Origin of the sequence: Corynebacterium ulcerans, from assembly GCF_900187135.1 — a bacterium.
In the GTDB taxonomy this organism is placed as follows: Bacteria; Actinomycetota; Actinomycetes; order Mycobacteriales; family Mycobacteriaceae; genus Corynebacterium; species Corynebacterium ulcerans.
Map to the genome: position 1 here is coordinate 1319350 of NZ_LT906443.1, position 25171 is coordinate 1344520.

The following is a 25171-nucleotide window of genomic DNA, read 5'->3' on the forward strand; positions in this document are numbered from 1 at the left end:
CTCTAGAGACGCCCTTCCTTAATGCTGATTACCCACTGAGCAGCTTGATCGATGAGTTCAGTATCAGCGGAGAGGGCGGCTTCCCTCGGATTGGCTTGGTGCGCAGGCCAGGATCCTAGGAACTGGAGTACGGAACAACGCAGGTAGAGGGCGCGCAGTGCTTCTGCGACGGGGGCGTCGTCGATATGTCCGTTAACGTCCACGTGGAAACGGTAATAGCCAAGACCGCTTTCAATGGGACGAGATTCAATGCGCGATAGGTCGACTCCTCGCAAAGCAAATTCGGAGAGCGCTGCTACCAAGCTCCCTGGCTCGTTTTTCAGGATAAACATGATCGCCGTGCGGTCTGTGCCGGTTCGTGGCGTTGATCGCGCAGGTTGACCAATCAGAACAAACCGGGTGCGAGCACCGGCCACATCAGCAACGTTGTCGCTGATCACGGAAAGACCATAAACCTCGGCTGCGCGTAACGGAGCGGCGGCAAGATCTGCTTTTCCTTCGGATACCAGCTGTGCCGCGGCAGCGTTGGAGGTGGCAGCTACAAATTCTGCGTGCGGGGCATGCCGCGCAAGCCAACCTTTGACTTGCTGGTAGGCCACCGGATGCGTGGCTATGGTCTTTACCGTGGAGAGGTCTATGTCTGCGAGTCCCATGATGGCAAAGGCGATGGGAAGGTCGATTTCTTCAAAAATCTGCACGTCGTCGGCCACTGCGAGCGCGTCAAAGGTGGGGGTCACAGCACCGTCGACGGAATTTTCTATGGCTACGCATGCGTATTCTGCTTCACCGGCACGAACCGCATCCACAGCCTCGCGCGGACTGCGCATAGGAATCGCCCGAACATCCACAAAATCCTGCCGCTCTGCGAGTTTCCATAGTGCGGCCTCGGTGAATGTGCCCTCAGGGCCTAAATAGGCGATCTTCATGAGCGCTAGTTTATCTGCCTAGTAGTGTGTTCGTCATGGCAATTCATGAGCGAATCGACGCACTCGCAACGCAGGTAGCCGGCTTATCCGCGCAAGAGCATGGCTTCGCTCATTTCGATGCTGATGCGGCACATCGTCAGGCAGACATGCGCGCGCCCCTACCACCGCAGCGGCTCTCCGGGTGGATCATCCCGGCCAAGGATCTCTCCGATGTGGCAGGCATGCCTACCAGTTATGGCTCGATCCATCGCAGAGTTATGGCGGCGGAAACCGATCCCTTTATAGCCAGATATATGGCGCAGGGTGCGATAGTCCCTGGTAAATCGCTGGTTCCAGAGCTGGGACTCACTGCGTACACAGAACCTGTGGGATTAGCTGCCCCAGTTTTTCATGGTCATACGCCCGGTGGTTCTTCAGGAGGCGCCGCGGTAATGGTCGCTCGTGGATTGGTGCGAGCCGCTCATGCTTCTGATGGTGGTGGTTCGATCCGCGTTCCGGCGGCGTGCACCGGGATCGTGGGCTTCAAGCCACCCCACGATGCGTCGCGAGCCAACCCGGTGACGCAGGGATTCCTCACCCGTACGCTTGCCGACGCCGCCTACCTCCATAACATCCGTCCACTACAACGCCCGTTGCGCATTGGTGTGCTCACGCAACCTGTCCATGCAGAGGTAGATGTTGCACCCCATATTCTTGCCGCAGTAGAGGATGCAGCCGCGCGGCTGTCCGCTGCTGGCCATACGGTAAGCGCAGTGAGCAGGCCTTATGGCGACGAGCCGTTTGCGGCTTTTCATGACATTCTGGCGCTAAAATCTACAAAAATTCATGGGCCGGCGTCTCCGATCGTGGAGTGGCTACGCGATTGCGGGCGCCGTGTGTCTCTATCCCGGAAGGCGGAGGCTATGCGGACTTTCGTGGGCGTCGACAAGCTTCTGCTCGATGCTTGGGACATCGACGTCGTACTCACCCCCACCCTGGCGTTTGATCCACCACCCGTGGGGCATTTCTCCGCGATGACGCCGGAGGAAGATTTTGCAGCGCAGACCCGTTGGACCCCGTGGGGAACCATGTTCAACATGTCTGGTGGCGCCGCGCTCTCGGTGCCGCACCGTGGGGTGGGAATTCAGCTCGGCGCCATCCGCGCGACCGTGTCAGAGCTTTTTGGCGTGGCGGAGGCATTATGAGTCGCCGCATTCACGTAGAGATCTGGTTGGTTCTTGCTATCACGTTCGGCATGTCCGGATTGCGTTCGCTTTTAAGGCTTATCGACGCCACCCTCTCCCCCATAGCCCTCAACGAGCAGAGCACCACTCTTAATTCTTCCCGGGCAGATTCCCCCTGGCTCGACCTCGCGCTGCAGCTGTGTGGCGCAGGAACTCTCATCGCGTGGGGGTTACTCTCCTTATTCCTCCTGGCTGCCAATGCCCCCGAGCGCCGCATTCCTGGCCCGCTGCTTCGACTCACATCTGCAAAGACATGGCTCACAGAGGTCGGATGGGGAGCTGTGCTTGCGCTTGCTATCGGAGTACCTGGCCTTGCCTTCTACGTCACGGCGGTACACCTGGGATTATCCAAGCAGGTTATTCCGAGTTCGCTCGACATCTGGTGGGCGATTCCCATTTTGCTGCTTTATTCGTTTGCCAACGCCTTTGCAGAGGAAATCGTAGTGGTCGGATGGCTGAGCACGCGACTGCAACAACTCGGTAAATCGACCGGCTTTATCCTCCTGACGTCCTCCTTATTGCGCGGCTCTTATCATCTCTACCAGGGCTTTTCCGCAGGAGTCGGCAATATGATTATGGGGTTCCTCTTCACGTGGTTCTACCTCAGATGGCGCCCACGACACGTCTGGCCGCTCATCGTCGGGCACTTCCTTATTGACGCCGTCGCCTTTGTCGGTTACTCCCTCATCGGTGGAAATCTGCAGTTCTTGGGCCTTTAAATCTGCGATGAGTTAGCCGCAATCGGCTTTGGCTTACTACGCTTATTCTCATGAACCCACAGGAGCCACAGGCAGGACACGGATCGCGTGACGAGTTCATGCGCGACTCCCAAGGAAATCCCCTGCTCGATCGCTACGGGCGCCCCGTACGCCGCCGAGGTAGGAGCGCACCGCAACGACGGCCGCGTCGTAACGCTCAGGCTCCCCAGCCGGAGGCAACGCGTTTCGACGCCCCCGCGCAACCGCAGCGCCCCCAACAATATTTCCCGTCGGAACACGAACAACAGCAGCTGCGGCAGCAACAACTATCCCAGGGCTACGCCGACCCCCGTGGGCACCAATCCCAGAATTTCCAACCCAACCGCCACTTTGAACGCCACCAGGCCGCTATCCAGCAGCCCAAAGCACCCCGACGTCGCCGGCGGATTCTGCGCCCACGTGGTTGTTTGTCCAGCTTAACGTGGCTAGTAGTTATCGTTATGGTCCTCAGTGTCGCCGGCACGCTCTGGATGGATACCAAGCTCAACCGCACCGATGCCCGCCCCGCGAATCGCGTCGCTAACACTGCTGGAACAAACTGGCTACTCGTCGGCTCAGATTCCCGCACAGGACTCAGCGAAGCCGACGCCCAACGACTAGGCACCGGCGGCGACCTCGGCTCCATGCGAACCGACACCATCATGCTGCTCCACATACCCACCAGCGGCAAAGCAACTCTGCTGTCCCTCCCCCGCGACTCCTACGTCAGTATTCCTGGGTATGGAATGGATAAAATCAATGCGGCTTTCACCTATGGTGGCGCACCGCTGCTCACCCAAACTGTCGAAGGAGCCACCGGACTGCGCGTGGACCACTACGCAGAAATCGGCATGGGCGGATTAGCCAACGTTGTCGATGCGGTTGGCGGCATCGAAGTCTGCCCGGCAGAACCCATCACAGACCCCCTAGCGGCACTTTCCATTAATGCTGGATGCCAGAAAGTCAACGGTCCAACAGCCCTCGGATATGTCCGCACGCGTGCTACTCCCCTAGGCGATCTTGATCGCGTACAACGCCAACGAGAATTTTTCGCCGCACTGGTTAATAAACTCACGTCCACCAGCACCTTTGCCAATCCATTCCGGTTCTTCCCCACCATAACCAGCGTGGCAGGAAGCTTCACCGTAGGCAGTAATGACCACGTCTGGCATCTTTTCCGCGTCGCCCTAGCGATGCGTGAAGGAGTAGACACCGTCACTGTCCCTTACTCAGGATTTGCCAACTACGACGTAGGAAGCGTGGTCCTGTGGGACGAAGCAGCAGCTGAACAGCTATTCAGCTCTTTGCGATAATCATCGCCCTACGCATAATGCCGTTGTGACTGTTCTAATCACAACGGCATTGCTGCATTTACAGCATCCTAGTGAACCTTTGGCTCAGGTTTTGGGGTGCCTTTAACGAGGCAAGAACGGCAACAGTATATGCACCAAACCAGCAAGCAAGCCCACGCCACCCAAAGACACAATCGCCTTCAACCATGCAGGCCACGTGGTGGGAGACCAAGAAATCTGCGGTGACTTAGCAGGCGGAACCTTATCCTTATCCTGATCCTTCGTCTCAGGAGCCTTATTCTCTGTATCTACCTTGGGCTTATCCGATTCTGCTTTAGGCTTCTCTGCGTCTGCTTTAGGCTTCTCGGGAGCCGGCTTCGCATCTTCTTTGGGCGTCTCTGGCTTTTCTTGAGGCTTTGGTTCTGCCTCTGCTAAAGGGCCGTTGAGCGCAACTAACTTTGCCTTATTCTCCTGAGCTACCTTGAGAATTTCGTCTTTTTTAATGTCTTCAGGCTTGTCAAGCTTAGAAGCAACGAGCTGATCCTCTGCTTCTCCCATATGATGCCCTGATTTAATATTTTCAATAAAACGATCTTGGACATTCCAATTCAAGATGGAATATGCATCAAACTCGTACGTTTCTTTCTGAGCTTTTAGCTTTTTGATCACTCGCTCAAGACCATCTACACCATTCGTTGCAATCTTATGAGTATTGCTGATCTTGGATTTATCTGGGTTTGTCGATTCAGCAAACAGAGCATCTTTCCGGTACTTCTCTTCCATTTTCTTGAGAACAGGAAGAGCTTTCTCAGATTCTTGCAGCTCAATGCCTACACGAGTTAAATCCAGAGCTCTAGCTTCTGTATTGCCCTCTACTTTAAGTATCGCTAGTGCCACCCGTGCTTTTGCCAGATAGCAGGCATTCTCAGATTCTTCGTGAGCCCTTCTCATTTCATCGGTAGCATTTTTATAATCCTCAAATTTTTGGTCCCCCGATGCTGCGTGATACAAATGGCGAACCTTTGCCACGGAAACCAGAGAATTTAACTCGGGAAGGTACTGAGAACCGTCCTCAGCTTTATTAATCATGTAGTTCCCAGGCATCGCATCGTGCGTCTGTGCACTAGCCACCGCAGTGACTAATGGCGACGTCGCTGCCAGCGAAGATGCAGTGAACACAGAAGCTGTAGCCAAAGCGCTGATGGTGAGAGAAAGTATGCGGTTGTTTTTCATGTTTATATCCTTTAGAGACCCAAGAAGCTACGAATATGGTTTTGGAAGAAGAAAGAAAGAACGGAAAGTCCACCCAAGACTCCCAGGACAATGCCGATGATCTTTCCTATTTGCTCAGCTTTCCCGCTGGTTGAAGGCTTTGTTTTGTCTGACTCAAGCCGCTCGATTTCTTTAAGGCGGTTTTCATTGTCAGGCTTAGCCGCAGGCGGTTTGGACATGTCTGTCATACGAGTGAGCACGTAATATTCCTTGAGATCGCCAGTCGATTCATCCAAGGTCTGCACATAAACGTCACCGTTTTTGTTGATTAAAAAGTCACCGTGTCGCCGGTTGGACGTCTCTCTGCCATTAGTGATGGGAAGCGACTTTTCTACTTTCAAATCTGCGGGATCGAGCCAGTTCAGATTGCCGTTCTTGCCGTCTAACTGAACAATTTTTCCGTCATGGAAAACTGAACCTGCCCAAAGCTCTCCTCCAGAAAGCTGTATGGATTCTGTCACTACAGAAACATCCCGGTTGGCGTACTTCAACATTTGTGCGCCACCTCGGCCAAAGTGGGTAGATCGCAGGATAGTTTCGCCATCAGTAGACACCCCAAAAAGAGCCGTACGCTCTAGGTACTGAGACCCCTTCATGTACTTGAAAGCTTCTTCATCGGAGGCATTCAGATCAATAGAGAAGAGGAAGCCCTTGGTAGCAACGCTGTCTTCTTCGTTCAGAACTATGGCAGCACCTGGATGGAAGATAAAGGTTCCATCGTTCATCTTCGCAACTTCGGCAAAGTCATCAATATTAAAGATCTTGGCGTACACCGACTCGCCATCGACAACCTTCGCCCCAAGAATTTTTTCCGTCTTCGGAAGAGCTATCGAGCGCTGTTTCTCAGACTTATCAAAAATGGTGAGATGACCACCATTGTCCCTGGCTGAGTCGTCGCCTGCTTCAGCACTAATTGCAAAGAACTTGCCGGAATCTGGATCCACGCCGATTCCCCGAATAGGCTCAGAAACGGTTCCCACGCTGATAGGCTCACCAATCGCGTCTCCAGAGACAGCGACTTTCATGAGTGTCTTCGCATCAGAGGCACCCTCCGATGCTGCGTAGAAGAGCTCGCCCGTCGCGTCATTAAAAGCGACCGTGGCCAGCTTATCTATGGGTAGTTCTTTTGTAGCTATGGGTCGCAGTTCTGCGTCGAGAAGCGTCACTCCGTATTCAGCAGTCACAACCACGATCTTCTCGCCGTAGAGGAATGGGCGGGAGATGTGATCGTAGTCCTTTGGTGCTGTCCATTTTTGGGCCGCGGTTCGCAGACCACCTTGATCACCGGCCGGGCGCACACCCTTGCCTTTGTAAGTGAAACCAAGAGGGTCTAGGCCTTCATTCTCGTTATAAAAATCAGAGAACATTTTCACACCGTCGGGAGTCAGCGCAGTAGCGATATCAGACCAGCTGATTTTGCCCTCGCTATCCGTAAATTGCGCTCCCGACGTATACAGGTTTGCAATTCGGACAGGCCCTTCAGGGGAGAAGTACTGGCCCGTGGTGTATTGCTTCGAGCGCACAGTGGCTTCCATGTAGGACCCCTCTGGAGCAATGACCACCTTAGGGTTCTTCATGGAGAGGTCGAGCGAGCACTCATCATCAACAGGGTCTTTTTTCCCTGTATTTTTGCAGTACTTCTTGTACAGGACCTCACCTTTGAATTGGGCCTCAAGCTTTGAGGTGGACTCATTAAAAGTCTGGGAGACCAAAGGGAAGGTAAAGGATTTATCGGAACGGGCGGCGCCGTCGGAAAGCTTTGTAGCGCCACCAGTGTAATTGTTAAAGCTAGAACGTATTCCCCAAGACAGGGAGCCTTCAGCTGAGGCATCCTGCGAATATGCAACTGGTGTGAGGGAAACGAGGGAGGATGCCATAACCGTTGCCACAATAGTGGCCGTATGGCGTCGCATTCGGTTCAACGCAGTTCCTTTCGAGTTATGCAATTCACCCGGCACTAGCCGAGCGCACATAACCCTATACCCGTTTTATTAGGCGTGCCTAACCTTAGTTAAAGACGGGGGTAAGCGAGCCGCCCTCAGCTTTCTTTGCACATCCAATAAGCTCGGCAAATTGGTCTCCCAGGAAAAACTTCTTATTTTGCACAACACAATGGTTGACCCTGCTACCCAGCCCATAAAAAGAAAACGGGCACCCGCAGTGGAGTGCCCGTTAAAGATTAATTTTTAGGGTTCATAGGGTGCGTCGCCAAGGCGAGGATCGATATGAGCACCGCGCTCAGCCCCAACCGCTTCACGACGCTTCTTGCGCTCGACCCAGAAATCAGCATTCTTAATACCCACGGCATCTGGATCAAAGTCCGGTTCCAGTCCAGCCTTCTTCTGCCGATAATAATCACGCAAGCATTTAAGGGCAGGTACCTGCAGAATAAGTATTCCGATCACGTTAAGCCAGGCAGTAGTGCCCACTCCAATATCACCCAGCGTCCACGCCGCGCCAGGAGTGGACGTCGCGCCAATAATCACCGACACAATCATGAGCGACCTAAGCGCCCAGATAATAACTCTACGCAGTCCCTTGCTGTGGACCCAGCGATTCAGATACGCAAAATTGGTCTCCGACAAGTAGTAATAAGCAACCACCGTGGTAAAGGCAAAGAACATAATGGCGACCGCGATAAACGACGGTCCTAATCCCGAAGCAACTGAATCCAAACCCGACTGCACAAATCCCGGCCCCACTGGAACGCCATCCGGCAGCGAGCCTTGGTAGACCACAGCCCCCTCTTCGCTCTCACCGGAAAAGACCTTGTACATATCGGTCGAGATGATGATGAACGCCGTTGCAGAACACACAAAAAGCGTATCGACGTACACGGCAAACGCTTGCGCAAAACCTTGCTTTGCCGGGTGCGAGACCTCCGCAGCAGCTGCAGCCTGCGGGCCAGTGCCCTGACCAGCCTCATTGGAATAAATACCACGACGAACACCCCACATGATCGCGGATCCAAACAGCCCCGAGAAAGTGGCCTCAGCATTAAACGCAGACTTAAAAATCAAACCAAAGACGTGAGGAATCTGATCAAAGTTCATAAACAAGATGACAACGGCAACCGCGATATAAATAGCAGCCATGGCCGGCACCACCATCGTGGCAAAGTTTGCGATGCGCTTCACCCCGCCGATAATGATCAGAGCAAGCACCACAGCAAGCACCACAGCGGTAATCTTTACATCCACCCCCCATGCATTATTGACCGCCGCGGCCACACCGTTCGCTTGGATTCCCGGGAGAAAGTAGCTGGTGGAAAGAATCATCGCGACGGCAAAGACAATGCCATAGACCAGCATAAATGGGGCAGCCTTGGTGTGGCGATACGCCTTTTCCAGATAAAACGCCGGCCCGCCACGGTACTCGCCGGTATCGCGATCCTGTTCTTTATAAATCTGAGCGAGGGTACATTCCACAAATGATGTTGAGGCACCCAAAAAGGCAACCATCCACATCCAAAACACTGCACCGGGGCCACCGAATGCGATAGCCGTAGCCACACCAGCAATGTTGCCCACGCCCACACGACCGGCAAGGGACATCATCAACGATTGGAAAGAGGAGACACCGTTTTCCGATTTTTCACCACGCCGCAGCTGCCGGAGCATATCCGGAAGACCTCGCAGCTGCACAAACCGGGTAGCCACAGTGAAGTAGATGCCTGCAGCCAAGCACAAAAACACAAGCGCTGGAGACCAGATTACTGAGTTCAGAGTACTAAGTGCATCAGCCATATAAACTCCCTAGATGTGATTGGCATCTCTTTTTGAAGATTTATACATCATGCACCACAATGGCGTGGAATGCACTGATTCCTAGAAAACCGCCACCATGTGGGGGCACGGACACTCTGAAAACGTGCCCCCGTCATCGCTACCTAACGTTGCCTAACGTGGTCTAGCGAATAGTCACCTGACGAGACTTGATGTTCTCCAGTTGACGACGCTCATCAGGATTCAACTGAGAGTCATTGCCCAGCTCAGCCTCAATCTTCTCATTCAAGGACACAAGATCAGCGGCATAGTCCTCGTGAGAGCGCTCAGGATCCAGATCCCACACCGGGACGGCGAGTCCGTGGGTGCGGAAGACGCCGGCAAACTTGGTTTCGTCGCCAAGCTTTAGCTCTCCGCGGGCAGCAATGCGGGCAAGGGCGCGCAACAACGTGTCTTCTTCCTCGCCGCGTACCCACCGAATGTGAGCCTTCTGACCTGGGTTAATCCACCATACGGTTCCTGGAACTTCTGCCTCTACGCGATGCGAAGGCAAAACGGAGTCATTAGCCGCCTGGATTGCCTGAGCATGCATGGGGCTCACGGCAGTGCCTTCCGGAATCCACCAGTTGAAATCGCCGAACTCGGTGATCTCGATCTCCTGGTCAGCGCCAAGTAGCTCGTTCAACTTTGGCTCGGTGCCATCTGCCACAGCGCGATCCAAGGTCTCTCCCGGCTTAGCGCTCTTCGCCCAGTTCAGGGCATAGGCCAGATCGCGATTCGGATTATTGGAACGGGCCTGGGTCTGCAGAGCGACGAGGATATCTCCCCCTACTGACTCTTCGCGCACCAATGCCGCGCTACCACCTGGCAAAACCGTGCACAACGACACCTCGCCAAGCCCCTCAACCGTGACCTTAGCCACCGCAGACGGCACGAATTCCTGCATAGCCACCAGATCCGTCTCAAAAGCGAATCCACCATACGGCCGCGGGTCGCGCTCAAATGCCGCGCGTTCTGCAGCGCGAGCAGCAAGCTTAGCCTGACGACGACTCATGCCCTCAGGAAGCTGTTCCTTCTTTTTGTTCTTCTTAGCCATGCCACACAACTTACCGGTAGTCAGGCCTCAACACAGCCTCAGGGTTTCTTCACCTTGAGCCTCTTACCCTCCACGCACTACCTCGAGGGCCCTATCGGGATAATCGGTAGCGATCATATCGGCACCATGGTCAAGCGCCCAGCGCATATCCTCACGCTCATTCACAGTCCATATGTACGTTCTCTTACCTTTGTGCCCGACCAGACTAGGACGGAGCTTCGCATGAGCAATAGAGAGCCCCCGGGCTGTCGGGCGCGATGGTACAACGTCCAAGGGGTTGTAGCGAGCCTCCCATTCCCTTCTCAGATAAATCGTGTCGATTCCGGGAGCCAAACGACGCATCCTGCTAATCGACGCATGCGAGAAGGAAATAATGTGAATCCGAGGATCCGCGAGCAGCCCCCGGTAGCGCAAGCGCATGGCGATGCTTTCCTCTAACATTGCGCCGTAGCGCAGCGGGTGTTTAGTCTCCACATAAAGGTGCTTGTCTGGGTAAGCAAGCACTATATCGAGGAGCTCGTCAAGAGTAAGAATGTGCTGCGGGTTATCGCTAGTACCGATGTTGGCATGACGCAACTGTTGAAGAGTCGCCGTAGATATTCGCGTCTTCTCACCGGCAGTGCGCAATAAGGTTCGATCATGGTGACAGACCACATGTCCGTCGCACGTTAAACGGACATCGCATTCAACTCCATGGATGGGAAGCTCCAATGCCTTTTCAAAGGCCTGGGCACTCATCTCAGGATACGCCGATCTAAAGCCTCGATGTGCGATAATCTGCACGTCACGCCCCTATTCCCACACGTTGCTCCGCAGTACTTTCTTCTCTCCTTAGACTACCTTGCACAAAGCCGGGCCCCTCTTAAGAAGAGACCCGGCTCACGTGCCTACTCAAACCCACAGCACCTTATTTACATAGCGACCACACCAACAATTGCCGCGTTGAGCATGTTGGTAGCAAAACCAGTGATGAGGGCTATCGGAGCAAGCTTGGCGACTTCACCACGACGCTCCGGCACGAGGCCTCCGAGCGCACCGATCTGGATTGCAATAGAGCTGATATTGGCAAAGCCTGCGAGAGCAAAAGTACTAATCATGATGGACTTCGGCGACAGGTTCTCAAGGTTGGCACCAAAGCTGGTGTATCCCACGAACTCATTAATAATGGTCTTCTCGCCGATGAAGGATCCCACAAGATGGGCTTCGTTCCACGGAACACCAATAAGCCATGCAACAGGAGAGAACAGCAGGCCAAAGAGCCCTTCCAAAGACCATCCTTCTTGCCCAAAGAGGCTACCAATGCCACCAAGGATCGCAGAGAGCATGGAGATCATAGCAATGAAGGCAATGAGCAAGCAGCCCACAGCAACGGCGATCTGGCCGCCGCTCATGGCACCCCGACCGATGGCGTCCACAACGTTTTTACTCTCCGTGTCGCGGACATTCCGAACATTCGCGTCAAGAGTTGATTTCTCTGTCTCTGGCATAAAGGCCTTAGCCACAAGAATAGAGCCCGCGCGTTCATCACGCTGGCGGCGAGAAGATATTCCAGCGGGGCACCCAACAAGGAATAACCAATGAGGGTCGAACCTGCAACAGAAGCGAAACCGCCTGTCATACAGGTGAAGAGCTCGGAACGAGTGAGCTTTTTCAAATACGACTGGATCACCAAAGGGGCCTCGGATTGTCCCAAGAAAATCACAGTCGACGCCCACACTGACTCCACTTTGGACGTCCCCAGCAGCCACTTCAACGCGCCGCCGACAATATCTACGAAGAATTGGATCACCCGGAAGTAATACAAAGCGCCAATGATCGCACCAAGGAAGATGATCACTGGCAGCACATTAAGGGCAAAAACAAAGGAGTTCTCGGTTCCAAAGAGCGACCCGAAGACAAATGATGTGCCCTCGTTAGTGAAGTCGGTGAGCTTTTGGAGCCCTTTGGATACCGACTTCATTGCGTTAAAGCCCACACTCCACTTGAGAACGAGCAGCGAAAGCAGAACTTGTAATGCCAGGCCTACCCCGAGGGTCCGCCAGTTAATTTGTTTGCGTGCGCGGGAAAAGAGAATGAGCAATCCTAGGATCGCTACGATTCCTAAAAGTCCCTGAAGCCTTTCCATTATGTGTCCCCTTATAGAGATTCTGGGCCGAAGGAATGCGGAAGAATTGTGGCAAAGTCAACGCTGAGGGAAGTGTCACCGTCTTCCACGATGACGCGTTGACAATTGAATTCGCGGAGAACCTGACGGCACGCTCCACAGGGCCAACATGGTTCCCCGGATTTACCGACGATGGCCACCGCCTCGATGCGGAATGGAAGCTCATCGCCCGAGCGTGGCTCTCCCCCTACAATTGCGCCGCCAATTCCGTTACGCTCAGCACAAATGGTTAAACCGTAGGATGCGTTTTCAAAATTGCATCCGTGGATGAGGCGTCCGTCGTCAAGCAAAAGTGCCGCGCCGACCGGGAAATGCGAGTATGGCGAGTAGGAACGTTGGGCAGCAATTCGAGCTTCCGCAAGGAGCTCGTCGTCGGTCCACGTTGTACTGGCTCCCGAGGCCGCGCGGGCGGGCTGACCAGTGATTGTAGCCCCGGAGGTCATGTCACCACACCCTTTTACATTTGTGCTTTTAACCCTTGACATTCGTGCTACCAGTGATGATAATCAAGAATGTCAAATCGCACAATAGGTTAAGAGAAGTGTTCCACAACACAATTCAGTCACTCTGTGGGTACTCTGGCCGAATTGCCATCCAACACTTCCCAAGCCTCAACAGCCCTCATGGAAGGTGATTACCGTGGCCGAGAAGTTCGACGCCGTAGACGTCATCCGCACAAAGCGGGATAAAGGAAAGCTGAGCAAGGGGCAAATCGACTGGATCATCGATGCCTACACTCGCGGTGTCGTCGGCGACGACCAAATGGCCGCCCTCAACATGGCAATCTTCCTCAATGGCATGGATCGAGAAGAAATCGTCCAGTGGACCCAGGCCATGATCGACTCCGGCGAGACCATGAGCTTTGCCAGCCTCTCCCGCCCCACCACAGACAAGCACTCCACCGGCGGCGTTGGCGATAAAATCACCCTCCCTCTCGCACCGCTCGTTGCCAGCTATGGCGTTGCCGTGCCACAGCTCTCCGGAAGAGGACTAGGGCACACCGGCGGAACCCTGGACAAACTAGAAGCCATCCCCGGCTGGGAAGCCGACATAGATAACGCCCGCATGATGAAGATCCTGGAAGACCCAGGCTGCGTAGTATGCGCCGCGGGAGCCGGACTGGCACCAGCAGACAAGAAGATCTATGCGCTGCGCGACATCACCGCTACCGTCGACTGCATCCCTTTGATCGCCAGCTCCATCATGAGTAAAAAGATCGCCGAAGGAACCGCGAACCTGGTCCTCGACGTCAAGGTCGGCTCTGGCGCCTTTATGAAGGAGCTTGATCAGGCACGCGAGCTTGCCCGCACCATGGTTGACCTTGGCCGCGACGCCGGAACCAACATGGTCGCACTCCTCACAGACATGTCCGTACCTCTAGGTCGCACCATCGGCAACGCCCTGGAAGTTCGCGAGTCCATAGAAGTACTCGCAGGTGGCGGGCCTTCCGACGTCATAGAGCTCACCTGCGCTCTTGCAACAGAAATGCTTGAACTCGCCGGCGTCCACGATCCTGACGTGCATGAAGCGCTTGCCGACGGCCGCGCAATGGATTCCTGGAAGAAGATGATCCGTGCACAGGGCGGCGACCCCGACGCTGCACTCCCCACCGCACGCCACACCCACGAGATCACTGCCGACCGCGACGGCTACCTCACAGAAATGGATGCCCTCGCACTAGGCGTAGCCAGCTGGCGACTTGGCGCAGGACGTGCCCGCAAGGAAGACCCAGTCCAGCTTGGCGCTGGCATCGAGATTCATGCAGGACTCGGCGAGAAGGTAACAAAAGGCCAGAAGCTCTTCACCCTCCACACCGACGATGAAGACCGTTTTGACCGCGCCCTAGAGTCTCTCGAACCCGGCGTAAAGATTGGCGACGAGGCCCCGGCCCCACGCACTTCGGTCATCCTCGACCGCATCAGCTAGCTTGTTTGGCGCAGCGAGAGCTGCGTCGAACCCAGACAAATACGCATTAAACCTGCATTTCCATGGACATTACGTCCACAATCATGCTCACACCGCACGATTGTCTATGGAAATGCAGGTTTTTACGCTCCCAACGCCGATCTAAGCCGGGAAGAACTGCTCCTGAATGCCACGCAAGGTGTCTGCGGAGTGCGTGAAGCGCTCCATCTCGTGGTCAGTGAGCTCAAGCTCAACCACTCGGTTAATTCCACCACGGTTAATCACAGCTGGTGTGCCAATATAGATGTCCTCTTGCCCGTATTCGCCCTGCAGGAGAGCCGACACCGGCAACGCAACCTCCTGATTATGAATTACTGCGCGCGTAATACGGGCGAGCCCCATGCCAATGCCATAAGAGGTGGAACCTTTGGCGTCGATAATGGCGTAAGCGGCATCGCGGGTTTCCTCGAAGATCTTCTCTAGCTCGGCGTCTAGACCTGGGTTTTTCTCCAGCTGACGGCGCATGGACACACCCGCAACGGTGGCCGAAGAAAGAACCGGAAGCTCTGTATCGCCATGCTCGCCGATGATATACGCGTGGATCGAGCTGGGCGCGACTTCATAGCGCTCACCAAGCATGTAGCGGAAGCGCGCGGAGTCGAGGACCGTGCCCGAGCCGATCACGCGACGCCAATCCAGCCCCGAGTACTTCCATGCAGCGTAAGCCAGGATATCCACAGGATTAGAAGCCACAAGAAGGATGCCATCGAAGTTATTGGCCATGATCTCGTCGACGATGGACTTCATGATCTTCATATTCTTGTCCACCAGCTGCAAGCGGGTCTCACCGGGCTTTTGTGCAGCTCCCGCGCAGATCACAACCATGGCAGCATCTTCACAGTCCGCATAGGTGCCCTTGGTAACCCTGGTGCGGGAGGAAGCCCACACAACGCCATGGTTGAGGTCCATGACGTTACCTTCGAGCTTCTTCTCATCAATATCGATGATGGCGAGGTGATCTACCGTACCCTGGTTGACCAGTGCGTATGCGTAGGCGACTCCCACGTCGCCCGCTCCAATGAGAACGACCTTGTTTCCGACGATGTTCTTCATGGCCACCTTCCTTAGCGCCCCCACCAGAGGCGAATCGTGTGAGTTTCTCTAGCCTTCCACTGCCAATTATGCCCGATATTGTGAGATCATGCCCGGTATGATACTTATTTCACACTATTGAGTTCCGTTCGAGTTCCGTTTTCACCCATTTTCATCGAGCTTGCAGCCCCACCCTAACAAGCTTCTCGACGCCCCTCCAGACCCAACACCTCCATAGCAAAAGCCACCCCGACATCATTTTCTATCGGGGTGGCAACAAGGCGAAACTCAGGATTTATGCCTGCGGAATCCCACAGGCAACACCCGTGGAATGATGCGGACAATAACCTGCCGGGTTTTTGTATAGGTACTGCTGATGCTCATCCTCAGCCCTGTAATATGTGCCGGCAGGAGTGTCCGCAAGTGGGAGGATCTCTGTGGTGATACGTCCGAGGCCGGCGTCGGCAAGCTTGCGGGCGTAGTGTTCTGCGATCTCCCGGGCGCGCGCGGCCTGCGCGACAGCGTTGGGCCCGGCCGTATAGATGGCAGAACGATACTGCGTTCCCACGTCATTCCCCTGGCGATAACCCTGCGTAGGATCGTGGGCCTCCATTGCCTTAACCACAAGCTCGTCAAAGCTCACCACGGCCGGATCATAAACAATTTCCACAATCTCGGTGTGGTTGGTGCGCCCGCTACACACCTCGCGATAGGTGGGATTCGGGGTAATGCCGCCGGCAAAGCCTACAGACGTGGACTCAACCCCTGGGGTCTCCCAGAACATTTTCTCCGCGCCCCAGTAGCAGCCAATGCCCACATAAACTACTTCTTGCCCCTCTTTCCATGGGCCAGTGATGGGGGTGCGTAATACCGCATGTGGGCGCGGACGCGACAGCACAGGCTGCGATCCACCCTTGAGAGCCTCGTTATCAGCAACCATCTTCGGTGCGGAACCAAACAACCAACCCATCTTCTTCTCCGTTTCTTTCTGTATGTACACCGTTACATGCACACCGCACAGACCACGTCGCCTTCGACGACATTCTTCCCGACTGCACGGTTATTTATTTATACGGTGCACAACCCCGAGTTGGATTGTTTTATTTCCTACCAGGAAGTTTTTAGCCGGAATTCCACGCCTTCTAGCCACACCCCTCTCGCGCTTATCAACACACCCGCAGCGTTCACCCGTGGCAAACTTATTGGAATTTCAATAGATTAACGTTGCGATAATCCAGGTTTGTCCTATCATGGGGTCAAGTCGTCTCACGCACATGACCAAGTTTCTTTGGTCCGATCACACCTCGAAGTGCGCGTGGCGCTCACCTCAACGAAAGGACCACGGCAATGGCTAAATATGAACTGCCCGAACTTGATTACGCTTACGATGCTCTCGAGCCTCACATCGCTGCCGAGATCATGGAGCTACATCACTCCAAGCACCACGCTAACTACGTAAACGGTGCTAACGCAGCCCTGGAGAAGCTTGCCGACGCCCGCGAGAACGGCTACATCGGCGTCGCCGTTACCGCTCTTACCAAGGACCTCGCTTTCAACCTCGGTGGCCACACCAACCACTCCATCTTCTGGAAGAACCTCTCCCCGAATGGCGGCGGCGAGCCAACCGGCGCACTCGCAGAGGCGATCAGCGCTGAATTCGGCTCCTTTGACAAGTTCAAGGAGCACTTCTCCGCAGCAGCTCTCGGCCTGCAGGGCTCTGGCTGGGCAGTGCTTGGCTACGACCACGTTGGCGAGCGCCTAGTCATCGAGCAGCTTACCGACCAGCAGGGCAACATCTCCGCCAACCTCACCCCGCTGCTCATGCTTGACATGTGGGAGCACGCTTTCTACCTGCAGTACAAGAACGTCAAGGCTGACTACGTTAAGGCAGTATGGAACGTCTTCAACTGGGAGGACGTTGCAGCACGTTACGAGGCCGCAACCAAGTAATCCACTCGCGCAGCAGTGCACAGACTACCGTCTTCACGCTTCTGCCAGTACAAAAACGTGAAGACGGTATACAACATCGCCGTCGCGATGCCGCGCCCCTAGGCATGAGCCACACCGCTCGCCTAGGGGCTTCGCATATCTCAACTAAGGAATAGACCAGACAACTTTGAGCGCTACGAGCCTCCTCATCTGCTTGGCAAAACATGAAAAGAGTGGAAAGAACTAAGTCAATGGAACACTATTGTTCAATGGCTTGAACTTGAAGATACTACGCGCATAGACTCGCTGCAAGTATTATTTCTAGTTTTTCTATTCGGGAGGTTTTGTACCACCATGTCCACTGCATCAACCAAGGTCAGCGTCCTCGTCGGCAGCCTCCGCGAAGGCTCTTTTGCCCGCAAGATCGCACTCAATGCCATCGAGATGCTCCCCGGCGATTGGGATGCCAGCATCCTAGAAATCCGCGATCTACCGCTCTATGACGCCGATTACGACGACCCAGCCATGACCTCCAAGCCACTGCCAGAGGCCTACACGACCTTCCGTGAAGAGCTTAAAGCCTCGGATGCTGTCCTCTTTGTCACCGCAGAGAACAACCGCACGATCCCCGCCTGCCTCAAAAACGCCATCGACGTCGGCTCTAAACCCAATAGCGACGTTGCGTGGACGGGCCTACCAGGTGGAATCATCAGCCATTCGGTCGGACGCATGGGCGGTTACAGCTCTCACAAGAACCTCCGCCTCGCGCTTTCATACTTTGCGATGCCACTCACCGGCCAGCCAGAGGCATTCATCGGCCAGTCCAATACGCTTATCGACGACAACGGCGCCATCTCCAACGAAGACACCCGCGCATTCATCCAGCGCTACCTTGACACCTTTGTGGAACTAGTTAAGACAAACCCGCGTAAGCGCTAGTCACAAGCACAGGACTGCGGTCGAGAACAAACGTGCGGAATTGCTCGACCGCAGGCGCTGGCTGCGATTCTTTCCGCCACACCATGCCGAGTTCCCGCTTGGCCACCGGAGTAAGGGGACGTAACACCACATTCTTGGGCACCAGGTAGGGGTCATCTAGGGGCACCAGACCAACTCCCAATCCCGCCCCAACCAGGCCTATCACCGTAGTAAGCTCCATAGACTCAAAAACTAACTGTGGCGTAAAACCGGCACGGTGGGCAAGGTCGTCGAGAAGCATACGAGTGCCAAACCCCGGCAGCATTCCCACAAAGGGAACATCGTGAGCTTCCTCTATCCTGATGGGTGAGTTCTTCCTTGCGAGTGGATGGTCGAGCGGGATTGCGAGAGCCAAGCGCTGCGAAAAGAGAGGTGCCCAACCAGAGGGGGCGTCGAGAAGCTTAGGGCGTGGGGCTATGAGGGCAAGATCAGATTCTCCGGAAAGTACACGACTCGTAAGGTCCTGCGCTGCACCTTGGTGCAGCTGAAAGTCCACGTGCGGGTGTTCCGCTCGGTAGGCGCGAAGAAAATCTGGCACCATCCAAGTACCCAAGGAATGCATGAAATCGAGGCGCACCGTGCCATGCTCCGGATCCAGCAACCTCTGCACCTCTTTGCGCGCATTCACAAGTTCTTGATCCGCCCGGCACGCATGCAACAAAACCACGTGGCCGCGCATATTGAGTTCAATACCCCTGCCATTGCGTTCAAAAAGCGTGCCACCAAAAGCTCGTTCTACGCGGGCGATCCTGCGTGAAAGGGTAGGTTGCGACACTCCAAGCACATCAGCCGCTGCGCTCACATGCCCCATATCCGCAACGGCAATAAAACTGCGAAGATCCTCACTATTTATATTCACAGAGGCCCCATCATTCAGATCATGTAAATAATGCATGGATTCAGGTTATTTTTGTCATTTTACACATATACAGAGGTGAGTAACCATAGATGTATGTCTTTGCCAGAGCCATCGCATACGTCCGGATCGGAAGGGCTACGTCAAGGCAGCACTGATTACCGGCGCGCTGTAGTCGCCTCCCTAGCTGCAGGCCTTGCTACCTTCAATGCTTTGTATTGCACACAAGCTATCCTCCCCAGGCTTGTGACAAGCTTTGACGTCAGTCCCACAACAGCAGCACTCACCATCTCTGCAACAACAGGGGCCCTAGCGATCTGTATAGTTCCTGCTTCCATACTCTCGGAACGGTTCGGGCGCGGCCGGGTCCTGGTCATCTCCGCACTTTTAGCCACCACGCTGGGCTTGTGTCTTCCACTAGCGTCTTCTGTGTGGGTTCTTATTGTTCTCCGCGCGCTCCAGGGCGTTTTCATTGCCGGAGTCCCAGCAGTGGCAATGACTTGGCTCAGCGAAGAGATTCATCCCGAAGACCTGGCCAAGGCCATGGGAATTTATATCGCAGGCAACACAGTAGGAGGCCTCTCAGGCAGGCTAATCCCCGCACTTTTCCTTGAAATCACCACATGGCGATGGGCCTTGTTTGTTACGACCCTATGCGCTTTCACCATGGCGATAACCATGGCAGTTATGCTGCCCAAACAGCGCCGATTCCAACCGCGAACGTTGAGCATTAAAAACGAAAGCTCAGCGATGCTCGCCCACTGGACCACACCCTCCCTGGTGCTATTATTCGCCACTGCTTTTATCAGCCTCGGCGTTTCCGTGTCGGTGTATAACTACATCGGATTCCGTATGATCCATACATTCAGGCTTTCCGAGGCCTTGGTGGGCATTGTATTCCTCATGTATCTGGCGGGGACGTGGAGTTCCGCTCGCGCAGGCGCATGGACTGGACGTATAGGACGCGGTCAGGGAATGATGTACGGTACCCTTGCCATGCTTTTGGGCCTGATCCTCATGCTCTGGGAGTCCCTCGCGCTCACACTTATAGGACTGTTCGTCTTCACAGCAGCGTTCTTCCTCATCCATTCCATCGCATCCGGCTGGGTGGGATTAATAGCCACATCGCACCGAGCCGCGGGTGCAAGCATGTATCTACTCAGTTATTACGTTGGATCTTCCGTCGTGGGATGGATGTCTGGATACGCTTTTGATTCACTGAGTTGGCATGGGTTTATCGGTTGGCTCAGCCTGTGGACTTTAGCGCTTTTAGGTATAGCAGTTGCTTTACGACGCTTCGCGGCATCCACTCACTAAAAAGGATACGACGTAAAAAGCACGTACGCGCTCACCACAGCCCATCCCACAGCCATCGCATATGTGACGTTTCCTAGCGCTTTTCCGGCGGTCATTCCCCATGGCTTGATAAACCAAACGCTCATAGTCACGAGCACAAGGACCGCCATAAGCACGTAGGAGTCACCGAATAGGTGTTGGGCCAGGTTCCAGCGCATAGGTGCGCCGTCGTAACGCGGCAGCAGCCAGTGCCCACTGCAGACGGTGATAACAACAGCCCAAACACTGCCAGCCATCAATGGGTAAGCAGCGGCAGACGCTCCCCAGCTGCGGGCGGCCACCACAATAGCCACGGCAACAGCTACAACAACCCACACCCAGTGATGCGACCATGATACTGGGGAGCACAGAAGCGCCAACAAGGAATTGACGCAGAGCGCTGCGGCTGTATGGTCGCGGCGCAGCAAGGCCCACATCAACCATGCGAGTACCGCAAAAACGAGGAGGCTTGCTACCGCCCACAAGCCGGTATGCGATTCCTGCCCAAAGAAGCGGGCGATCACGCCTCGGAAGGATTGGTTACTTGGCCAGGTCAGGTCTCCGATGCGCCCTGGGTCGCTCAGAGTCTCAAGCCAATAGGTTGTGGAGGTCTGCGGCGCAATCAGCCAGGTGAGGAGGGTGACACCGATACCAGAGGCAACGCTCCAAGCGGCGGCTTTGTAGTCCTTTTTCACCAGGAAGTACAAGCCAAAGACCGCAGGTGTCAGTTTGATAGCAGCTGCGATTCCTACCAGGCTGCCGCGTGGGAGTACCGTGCGACGGGCAAGAACATCGATGATAACAAGCAACATCAGAAGCACATTGACCTGTGCAAACCCCATGGTGTCCCTGACGGGTTCCATGAGAAGCGCGATGCTCAGAATCACTGCGGCAAAGCCGTACACTGATGCTTTGCCCCACTCAGGCATAACGCTGCGCGTTGCCAGAACCACGCACCACCACAGCGCAAGTGCAGACGTTAAGCATAAAATCGTGGCACCAAAGTTGACGCTGAGCAGCGTAAAGGGCACGAATACGAGTGCTGCAAAGGGCGGATATGTGAATGGTAGGGAGACGCCACCAACTGAGTAACCGCGGGTGTAGAGGTTATCGCCAGCAAGGAAGGCCTTGGCACCTTCGCGATAGACGTCGAAGTCGATGTGGTACCGGAAGTACGCATCAAAGTTTTGAGGGATGGCTCGGAAAAACAGGATGTCTTTACTGATCAGCCACAGGCCTAGGATAATAACGCTAAGCACTATCGACGTCGCCCAGGTCGAGCGCCGCGCCGACACTCTGGCGAGGGTTGCCGCTAATTGTGGGCCGGAACTGGGCGTTTGTTTACTCACAGCAGCAACAGTATTCAGGGCACCAAATTCAAGGCAAATTCTTTAGAAATCTTCCAATGCAGGAACACCCGGTGCGCCCTCAGCCAACCAGTGACGTACGGCGGCTGTGGCACGGCAATCGTCGCCGTTATAGCTCAGGAGGGTAGCCTGCGCGGCCTCAAGATCGGCCCCGGCAACGTCTCCCGTGGCTTCCCTATAAAGATGCACGCTTGTCTCGCCGTCGACGTCGTCGGCATCCCAGTGGAACCCCGCCGCCGGAGCAACCACTTTGAGACCTAGCCCTTTGGGGCCAGCCAACTGCTTCTTGACCGCGACAAAAACATCCTGCCATTCGCCGGAAGCAATAAACGCAGAGACCTCGGCTTCACTAGGAACTCCCTCATAGCGCCCGTGGAAGCGACGCGCGGAGAACCTGAGCCAGTGATTTTCCCCGTGAGCGGAATAGCAAAACACGCCTACGGTTTTACCGGCTGCAAGTGCGGCTTCACGACGCTGCTTGAGCCACGCCCACATCCGTGCGAAGGCCTGCGCCTCAGCCTCGCCGCCAAGCCCTTCCCACGTAACAAAGGGGCGATACTCTTCCCCATCGTATGTACCCCACAGGTAGGCCCCCTGGTCCAGGTACGCCTCCACGTCAATGTCGATCTCTACATCAAAACGCGGGAAGGTTACCTCGGGCGACTTCCGCACTATGTCCACTCCATCACGCCATGCCCGCGCGAGCTGCGAGGGTGCCCCTAGGTTGGCGTCGATAAGCCCATTCACAGTAGTAATTCCGCGTTCCCGATAGGGTTCACCGCGATCGCCAGAAAGGAAAAGGCTGAGGTCATCGGAAGCTTTGAGCTCTTGCTCGCAGAACTCCCAATACCTACAGCTCGCGCATTCTTTCACGCGACGAGCATGATCCGGGTTCGGAACAGCAAGAGCAACATCAAGGCCCTGCTGGAAGAAGTCCGTATTCAAAAGGAAAACTAGCTCACGATCCTGCCCAATCAGCCCGGCGCGACTACTCCCTACCCCGAGGCGATCAAGCGCGCGTGCCGCCAAACCCAAAGCGTAAGAATCTGAGGCATGGTGTTTGAGCTTGAAGTGGGCAGAGTAGGGGGTTCCCAGGCCCAGACGCGCCGTGGCCATGACCTTGATTGTTTTCTGGGGATGCGGTCTGGCCACCCGGTGGTTAGAGATAAGAACAGGCATATAGGTTCCCTCGGGCCTACGCACGAGCGCATCCAGGCGCACTCGCCACGCCCGCCCGTTGTCTTCCCCCAGGAGAACGGGATTGGTAATGATGGTGGCCTGCGCAGCAAGAGCCTCCAATGTGGCAAACCACGGTGCATCTGGATCCGCGTCAGTAGCGTCCGCGTCGTCCCTCCCTTGCGGGGGGATATCAATGCGCAGGAAATTCCGGGAATCTCCCAGGCTCGGAGCTGTGGGGAAAAAGGCGCGCGCCTCTTCCTTCGCTTGTACGCGACGCTCATACCTGAGCTGGGAATTGTGCGTTGGTGATACACCTGGGTGCCGGCTAGCTTGCACGAGCCGGTAGCGGCAGCCCACCAAGTCAGAAGGCTGCAGGCATATATCGGTGTTCACAAGTACACCAGCCTATTGCACGAGTACGGGTACTGTGGAATTTGACTGGGTTCTGGTGCGGATCACCGGACATGCCGCTACGTAAGCGAGGTATCGTTTCCCGCCTCCCACCGATCCCCTTAAAATCGAGAGACGAGCATACGCACGAGTGAAGGAAACAACCATGGGATTGTTTGAATCTATCCGTAAGGCACGCGCCAAGACCAAGGCAGAGATCAAAGCTGCTAAGGTTCGCGCCCGCCAGGAGGCCAAGGAAGCTGCCAAACTCGAATACAAACGCGATAAGTTCCTTGCCCGGCAGGAAAAGAAGCTGCTGAAGGAAGAGAAGAAAGGCCTCAAGGCCAAGCGTAAGCACGACGAGAAAATGGCCAAGAATACTCTCGAGCAGCTCAAAGCCGGCAAGTTTAACAAGAACAACGTGCTGCGCTATGCGGGAGCAGCCCGAGCAGTCATCCCGGTTGCACTTCCCCTCATTTACCGAGGCATCACAATGGCAAAGGAAGAGGCAGCCAAGCGTCGTGCGATGAAGCTGGGAGTCAGCGCAGACGATCTGGGGCGCTTCAGTGGGCACGGTGCAGAAATCAAGGCCCGCATTGCTGGAATGCGTAGCTCCGTTAAGCTCTCTTCCCTCCCCAAGGGCTTTGTTACCGACGTTGAACAACGCCTTCAGGACCTCGACTTTGCCGTAGATAACGCAGAGTTCATGACCCCAGAGCTGCGTCAGCGGAGTCATCGCAGCATCCATAAGGATCTGGACCAACTCGGACGCCAAATTCAAAACAAGATTGAGGGCTAAAGCACCTCGTTAGCGTCTCGCTATCTCTTCGCTTAAAACAACTCGGGGAGCCCAATGAGCCAAATTAGTGATTTGGCTCATTTTTTTATTGGCATATCGTTCATATCTCAGCCACAGAAGCTGAATTCCATAATTTTTATATTGCTTCTTTCCGCTACTTAAAGTAAGTAAATCGAAACTCTTACTTTGGAATATTTTAGCCATCATAAGAATCCCTATAAAAGTTGCCACATTCAAATACACCCAACCTCGCATTAATAACGAAAATGGCCACCACAATATTGAAGGAATAAATAAATAGAAATCAAACCCAACTAGGAAGATCTGCCGAAAGTAAGATTCTATTAGAAAGATACAGATAGTAATTACACCTTTTGAGGGATAATATACTGAATTAGTTCATTCCAAAGTACATTCTTTGTTACTCGTATGCCTTTGAGTTTGAATTTAGCAATGATGGCAACTGTCTCTTTGTTACAACAAACGCTTACCTGCAGATGGTTAAGCACATTGAGCGATTAATAGTAAAGGGGCACTAACGTGGCACGCCGAGAAATCACCCAATTTTTTGACGATCTAGATAACAGTCCACTCGAGGAGTCCGAGGTTCACGTTATCTCTTTCAGCTTTGATGGAGAAGACTTCATCATCGATCTCTCAGAGGAAAATGCAGAAAAGTTCCGTGAGGCTATCCGCCCATACATGGACAAGGCCACAAAAACTGTCAGCCAACGCACCCCTGTGGGACACGACCCTAAGGACGTGCGCCAATGGGCTAAGTCTAAAAAATTAGACGTTGCAGCACGCGGCAAAATCCCACAAGAGATCATCGACGCATTCATTCAGGCACACAAGCGATAGACAAACCACAACACGCGCCTTCTCTTCAACAAGAGAGGCGCGTGT

The 25171-nt window shown here is 54.7% G+C and carries 21 protein-coding genes and 1 pseudogene; 9 read left to right on the forward strand and 13 right to left on the reverse strand.

Annotated features, from left to right (window positions below; translation table 11 throughout):
* Positions 1 to 2 precede the first annotated feature (2 nt).
* Positions 3 to 926 carry a prephenate dehydratase gene (pheA, locus tag CKV68_RS05890; protein WP_029975175.1) on the reverse strand — a complete coding sequence of 308 codons (924 nt, stop codon included), beginning with the start codon at positions 924 to 926 and terminating at the stop codon, positions 3 to 5.
* A gap of 35 nt (positions 927 to 961) precedes the next feature.
* On the opposite strand from pheA, the gene CKV68_RS05895 reads away from it, so the two are divergent.
* From CKV68_RS05895 to CKV68_RS05905, 3 genes are read left to right on the forward strand one after another with little or no spacing between them, the layout of a single operon-like run.
* The gene (locus CKV68_RS05895; protein ID WP_095076250.1) at positions 962 to 2110 is read left to right on the forward strand and encodes an amidase; all 1149 of its coding nucleotides are present in this window, start codon (positions 962 to 964) and stop codon (positions 2108 to 2110) included.
* Positions 2107 to 2868 carry a CPBP family intramembrane glutamic endopeptidase gene (locus tag CKV68_RS05900; protein ID WP_095075790.1) on the forward strand — a complete coding sequence of 254 codons (762 nt, stop codon included), beginning with the start codon at positions 2107 to 2109 and terminating at the stop codon, positions 2866 to 2868. Before CKV68_RS05895 ends, CKV68_RS05900 begins: the two co-directional genes overlap by 4 nt.
* Before the next feature lie 50 nt (positions 2869 to 2918).
* Positions 2919 to 4199: an LCP family protein gene (locus tag CKV68_RS05905; RefSeq protein ID WP_095075791.1), complete on the forward strand. Its 1281-nt coding sequence runs from the start codon at positions 2919 to 2921 to the stop codon at positions 4197 to 4199.
* 102 nt (positions 4200 to 4301) lie between these two features.
* Here the strand turns inward: CKV68_RS05905 and CKV68_RS05910 are convergent, their stop codons facing one another.
* The 7 genes and pseudogenes from CKV68_RS05910 to CKV68_RS05940 all read right to left on the reverse strand — a co-directional run bounded on the left by CKV68_RS05910 (position 4302) and on the right by CKV68_RS05940 (position 12878).
* On the reverse strand, positions 4302 to 5411 hold the full coding sequence (locus CKV68_RS05910) for a hypothetical protein (protein ID WP_095075792.1): 1110 nt from the start codon (positions 5409 to 5411) through the stop codon (positions 4302 to 4304).
* 11 nt (positions 5412 to 5422) lie between these two features.
* On the reverse strand, positions 5423 to 7423 hold the full coding sequence (locus tag CKV68_RS05915; RefSeq protein ID WP_095075793.1) for an HtaA domain-containing protein: 2001 nt from the start codon (positions 7421 to 7423) through the stop codon (positions 5423 to 5425).
* Between the two features lie 213 nt (positions 7424 to 7636).
* The gene (locus CKV68_RS05920; protein WP_014526393.1) at positions 7637 to 9196 is read right to left on the reverse strand and encodes an alanine/glycine:cation symporter family protein; all 1560 of its coding nucleotides are present in this window, start codon (positions 9194 to 9196) and stop codon (positions 7637 to 7639) included.
* A 163-nt stretch (positions 9197 to 9359) separates the two neighbouring features.
* Positions 9360 to 10271: a DUF5926 family protein gene (locus tag CKV68_RS05925; RefSeq protein ID WP_013912563.1), complete on the reverse strand. Its 912-nt coding sequence runs from the start codon at positions 10269 to 10271 to the stop codon at positions 9360 to 9362.
* A gap of 63 nt (positions 10272 to 10334) precedes the next feature.
* Positions 10335 to 11054, reverse strand: a complete 720-nt coding sequence (locus CKV68_RS05930; RefSeq protein WP_095075794.1) for a glycerophosphodiester phosphodiesterase — start codon at positions 11052 to 11054, stop codon at positions 10335 to 10337.
* A 128-nt stretch (positions 11055 to 11182) separates the two neighbouring features.
* Positions 11183 to 12396 (reverse strand): annotated as a pseudogene (locus CKV68_RS05935) (NupC/NupG family nucleoside CNT transporter).
* A gap of 11 nt (positions 12397 to 12407) precedes the next feature.
* Positions 12408 to 12878, reverse strand: a complete 471-nt coding sequence (locus CKV68_RS05940) for a cytidine deaminase (protein WP_095075795.1) — start codon at positions 12876 to 12878, stop codon at positions 12408 to 12410.
* A gap of 196 nt (positions 12879 to 13074) precedes the next feature.
* On the opposite strand from CKV68_RS05940, the gene CKV68_RS05945 reads away from it, so the two are divergent.
* Complete coding sequence (locus CKV68_RS05945) at positions 13075 to 14361, forward strand: thymidine phosphorylase (protein ID WP_095075796.1); 1287 nt, start codon at positions 13075 to 13077, stop codon at positions 14359 to 14361.
* A gap of 141 nt (positions 14362 to 14502) precedes the next feature.
* Here CKV68_RS05945 and CKV68_RS05950 read toward each other — a convergent pair whose 3' ends face one another.
* Together CKV68_RS05950 and msrA are read right to left on the reverse strand one after the other, a co-directional pair.
* Entirely contained in the window at positions 14503 to 15453 is a 951-nt protein-coding gene (locus tag CKV68_RS05950; protein WP_014526399.1) for an L-lactate dehydrogenase, read from the reverse strand.
* Positions 15454 to 15727: 274 nt separating this feature from the next.
* Complete coding sequence (gene msrA / locus CKV68_RS05955; protein ID WP_013912569.1) at positions 15728 to 16402, reverse strand: peptide-methionine (S)-S-oxide reductase MsrA; 675 nt, start codon at positions 16400 to 16402, stop codon at positions 15728 to 15730.
* A gap of 377 nt (positions 16403 to 16779) precedes the next feature.
* Here msrA and CKV68_RS05960 point away from each other — a divergent pair, with 377 nt between their 5' ends.
* Both CKV68_RS05960 and CKV68_RS05965 read left to right on the forward strand, forming a co-directional pair.
* Positions 16780 to 17382 carry a superoxide dismutase gene (locus tag CKV68_RS05960; RefSeq protein ID WP_014526400.1) on the forward strand — a complete coding sequence of 201 codons (603 nt, stop codon included), beginning with the start codon at positions 16780 to 16782 and terminating at the stop codon, positions 17380 to 17382.
* Between the two features lie 333 nt (positions 17383 to 17715).
* Positions 17716 to 18300, forward strand: a complete 585-nt coding sequence (locus CKV68_RS05965) for an NADPH-dependent FMN reductase (protein ID WP_095075797.1) — start codon at positions 17716 to 17718, stop codon at positions 18298 to 18300.
* Here CKV68_RS05965 and CKV68_RS05970 read toward each other — a convergent pair.
* On the reverse strand, positions 18275 to 19234 hold the full coding sequence (locus CKV68_RS05970; RefSeq protein ID WP_172457172.1) for a LysR family transcriptional regulator: 960 nt from the start codon (positions 19232 to 19234) through the stop codon (positions 18275 to 18277). The two genes, CKV68_RS05965 and CKV68_RS05970, sit on opposite strands and share 26 nt — an antisense overlap.
* 57 nt (positions 19235 to 19291) lie before the next feature.
* Here CKV68_RS05970 and CKV68_RS05975 point away from each other — a divergent pair, with 57 nt between their 5' ends.
* The gene (locus tag CKV68_RS05975) at positions 19292 to 20512 is read left to right on the forward strand and encodes an MFS transporter (protein WP_095075799.1); all 1221 of its coding nucleotides are present in this window, start codon (positions 19292 to 19294) and stop codon (positions 20510 to 20512) included.
* Here CKV68_RS05975 and CKV68_RS05980 read toward each other — a convergent pair.
* Positions 20509 to 21879, reverse strand: coding sequence for a glycosyltransferase 87 family protein (locus CKV68_RS05980; RefSeq protein WP_095075800.1), 1371 nt, complete (start codon positions 21877 to 21879; stop codon positions 20509 to 20511). The two genes, CKV68_RS05975 and CKV68_RS05980, sit on opposite strands and share 4 nt — an antisense overlap.
* A 42-nt stretch (positions 21880 to 21921) precedes the next feature.
* Positions 21922 to 23469, reverse strand: a complete 1548-nt coding sequence (locus tag CKV68_RS05985; RefSeq protein ID WP_095075801.1) for a TM0106 family RecB-like putative nuclease — start codon at positions 23467 to 23469, stop codon at positions 21922 to 21924.
* 163 nt (positions 23470 to 23632) lie between these two features.
* Between CKV68_RS05985 and CKV68_RS05990 the strand changes: the two genes are divergently transcribed.
* Together CKV68_RS05990 and CKV68_RS06000 are read left to right on the forward strand one after the other, a co-directional pair.
* Complete coding sequence (locus CKV68_RS05990; RefSeq protein WP_014836927.1) at positions 23633 to 24265, forward strand: DUF6474 family protein; 633 nt, start codon at positions 23633 to 23635, stop codon at positions 24263 to 24265.
* 540 nt (positions 24266 to 24805) lie between these two features.
* Positions 24806 to 25126, forward strand: coding sequence for a histone-like nucleoid-structuring protein Lsr2 (locus CKV68_RS06000; RefSeq protein WP_013912582.1), 321 nt, complete (start codon positions 24806 to 24808; stop codon positions 25124 to 25126).
* The last annotated feature ends 45 nt before the right edge of the window (positions 25127 to 25171 follow it).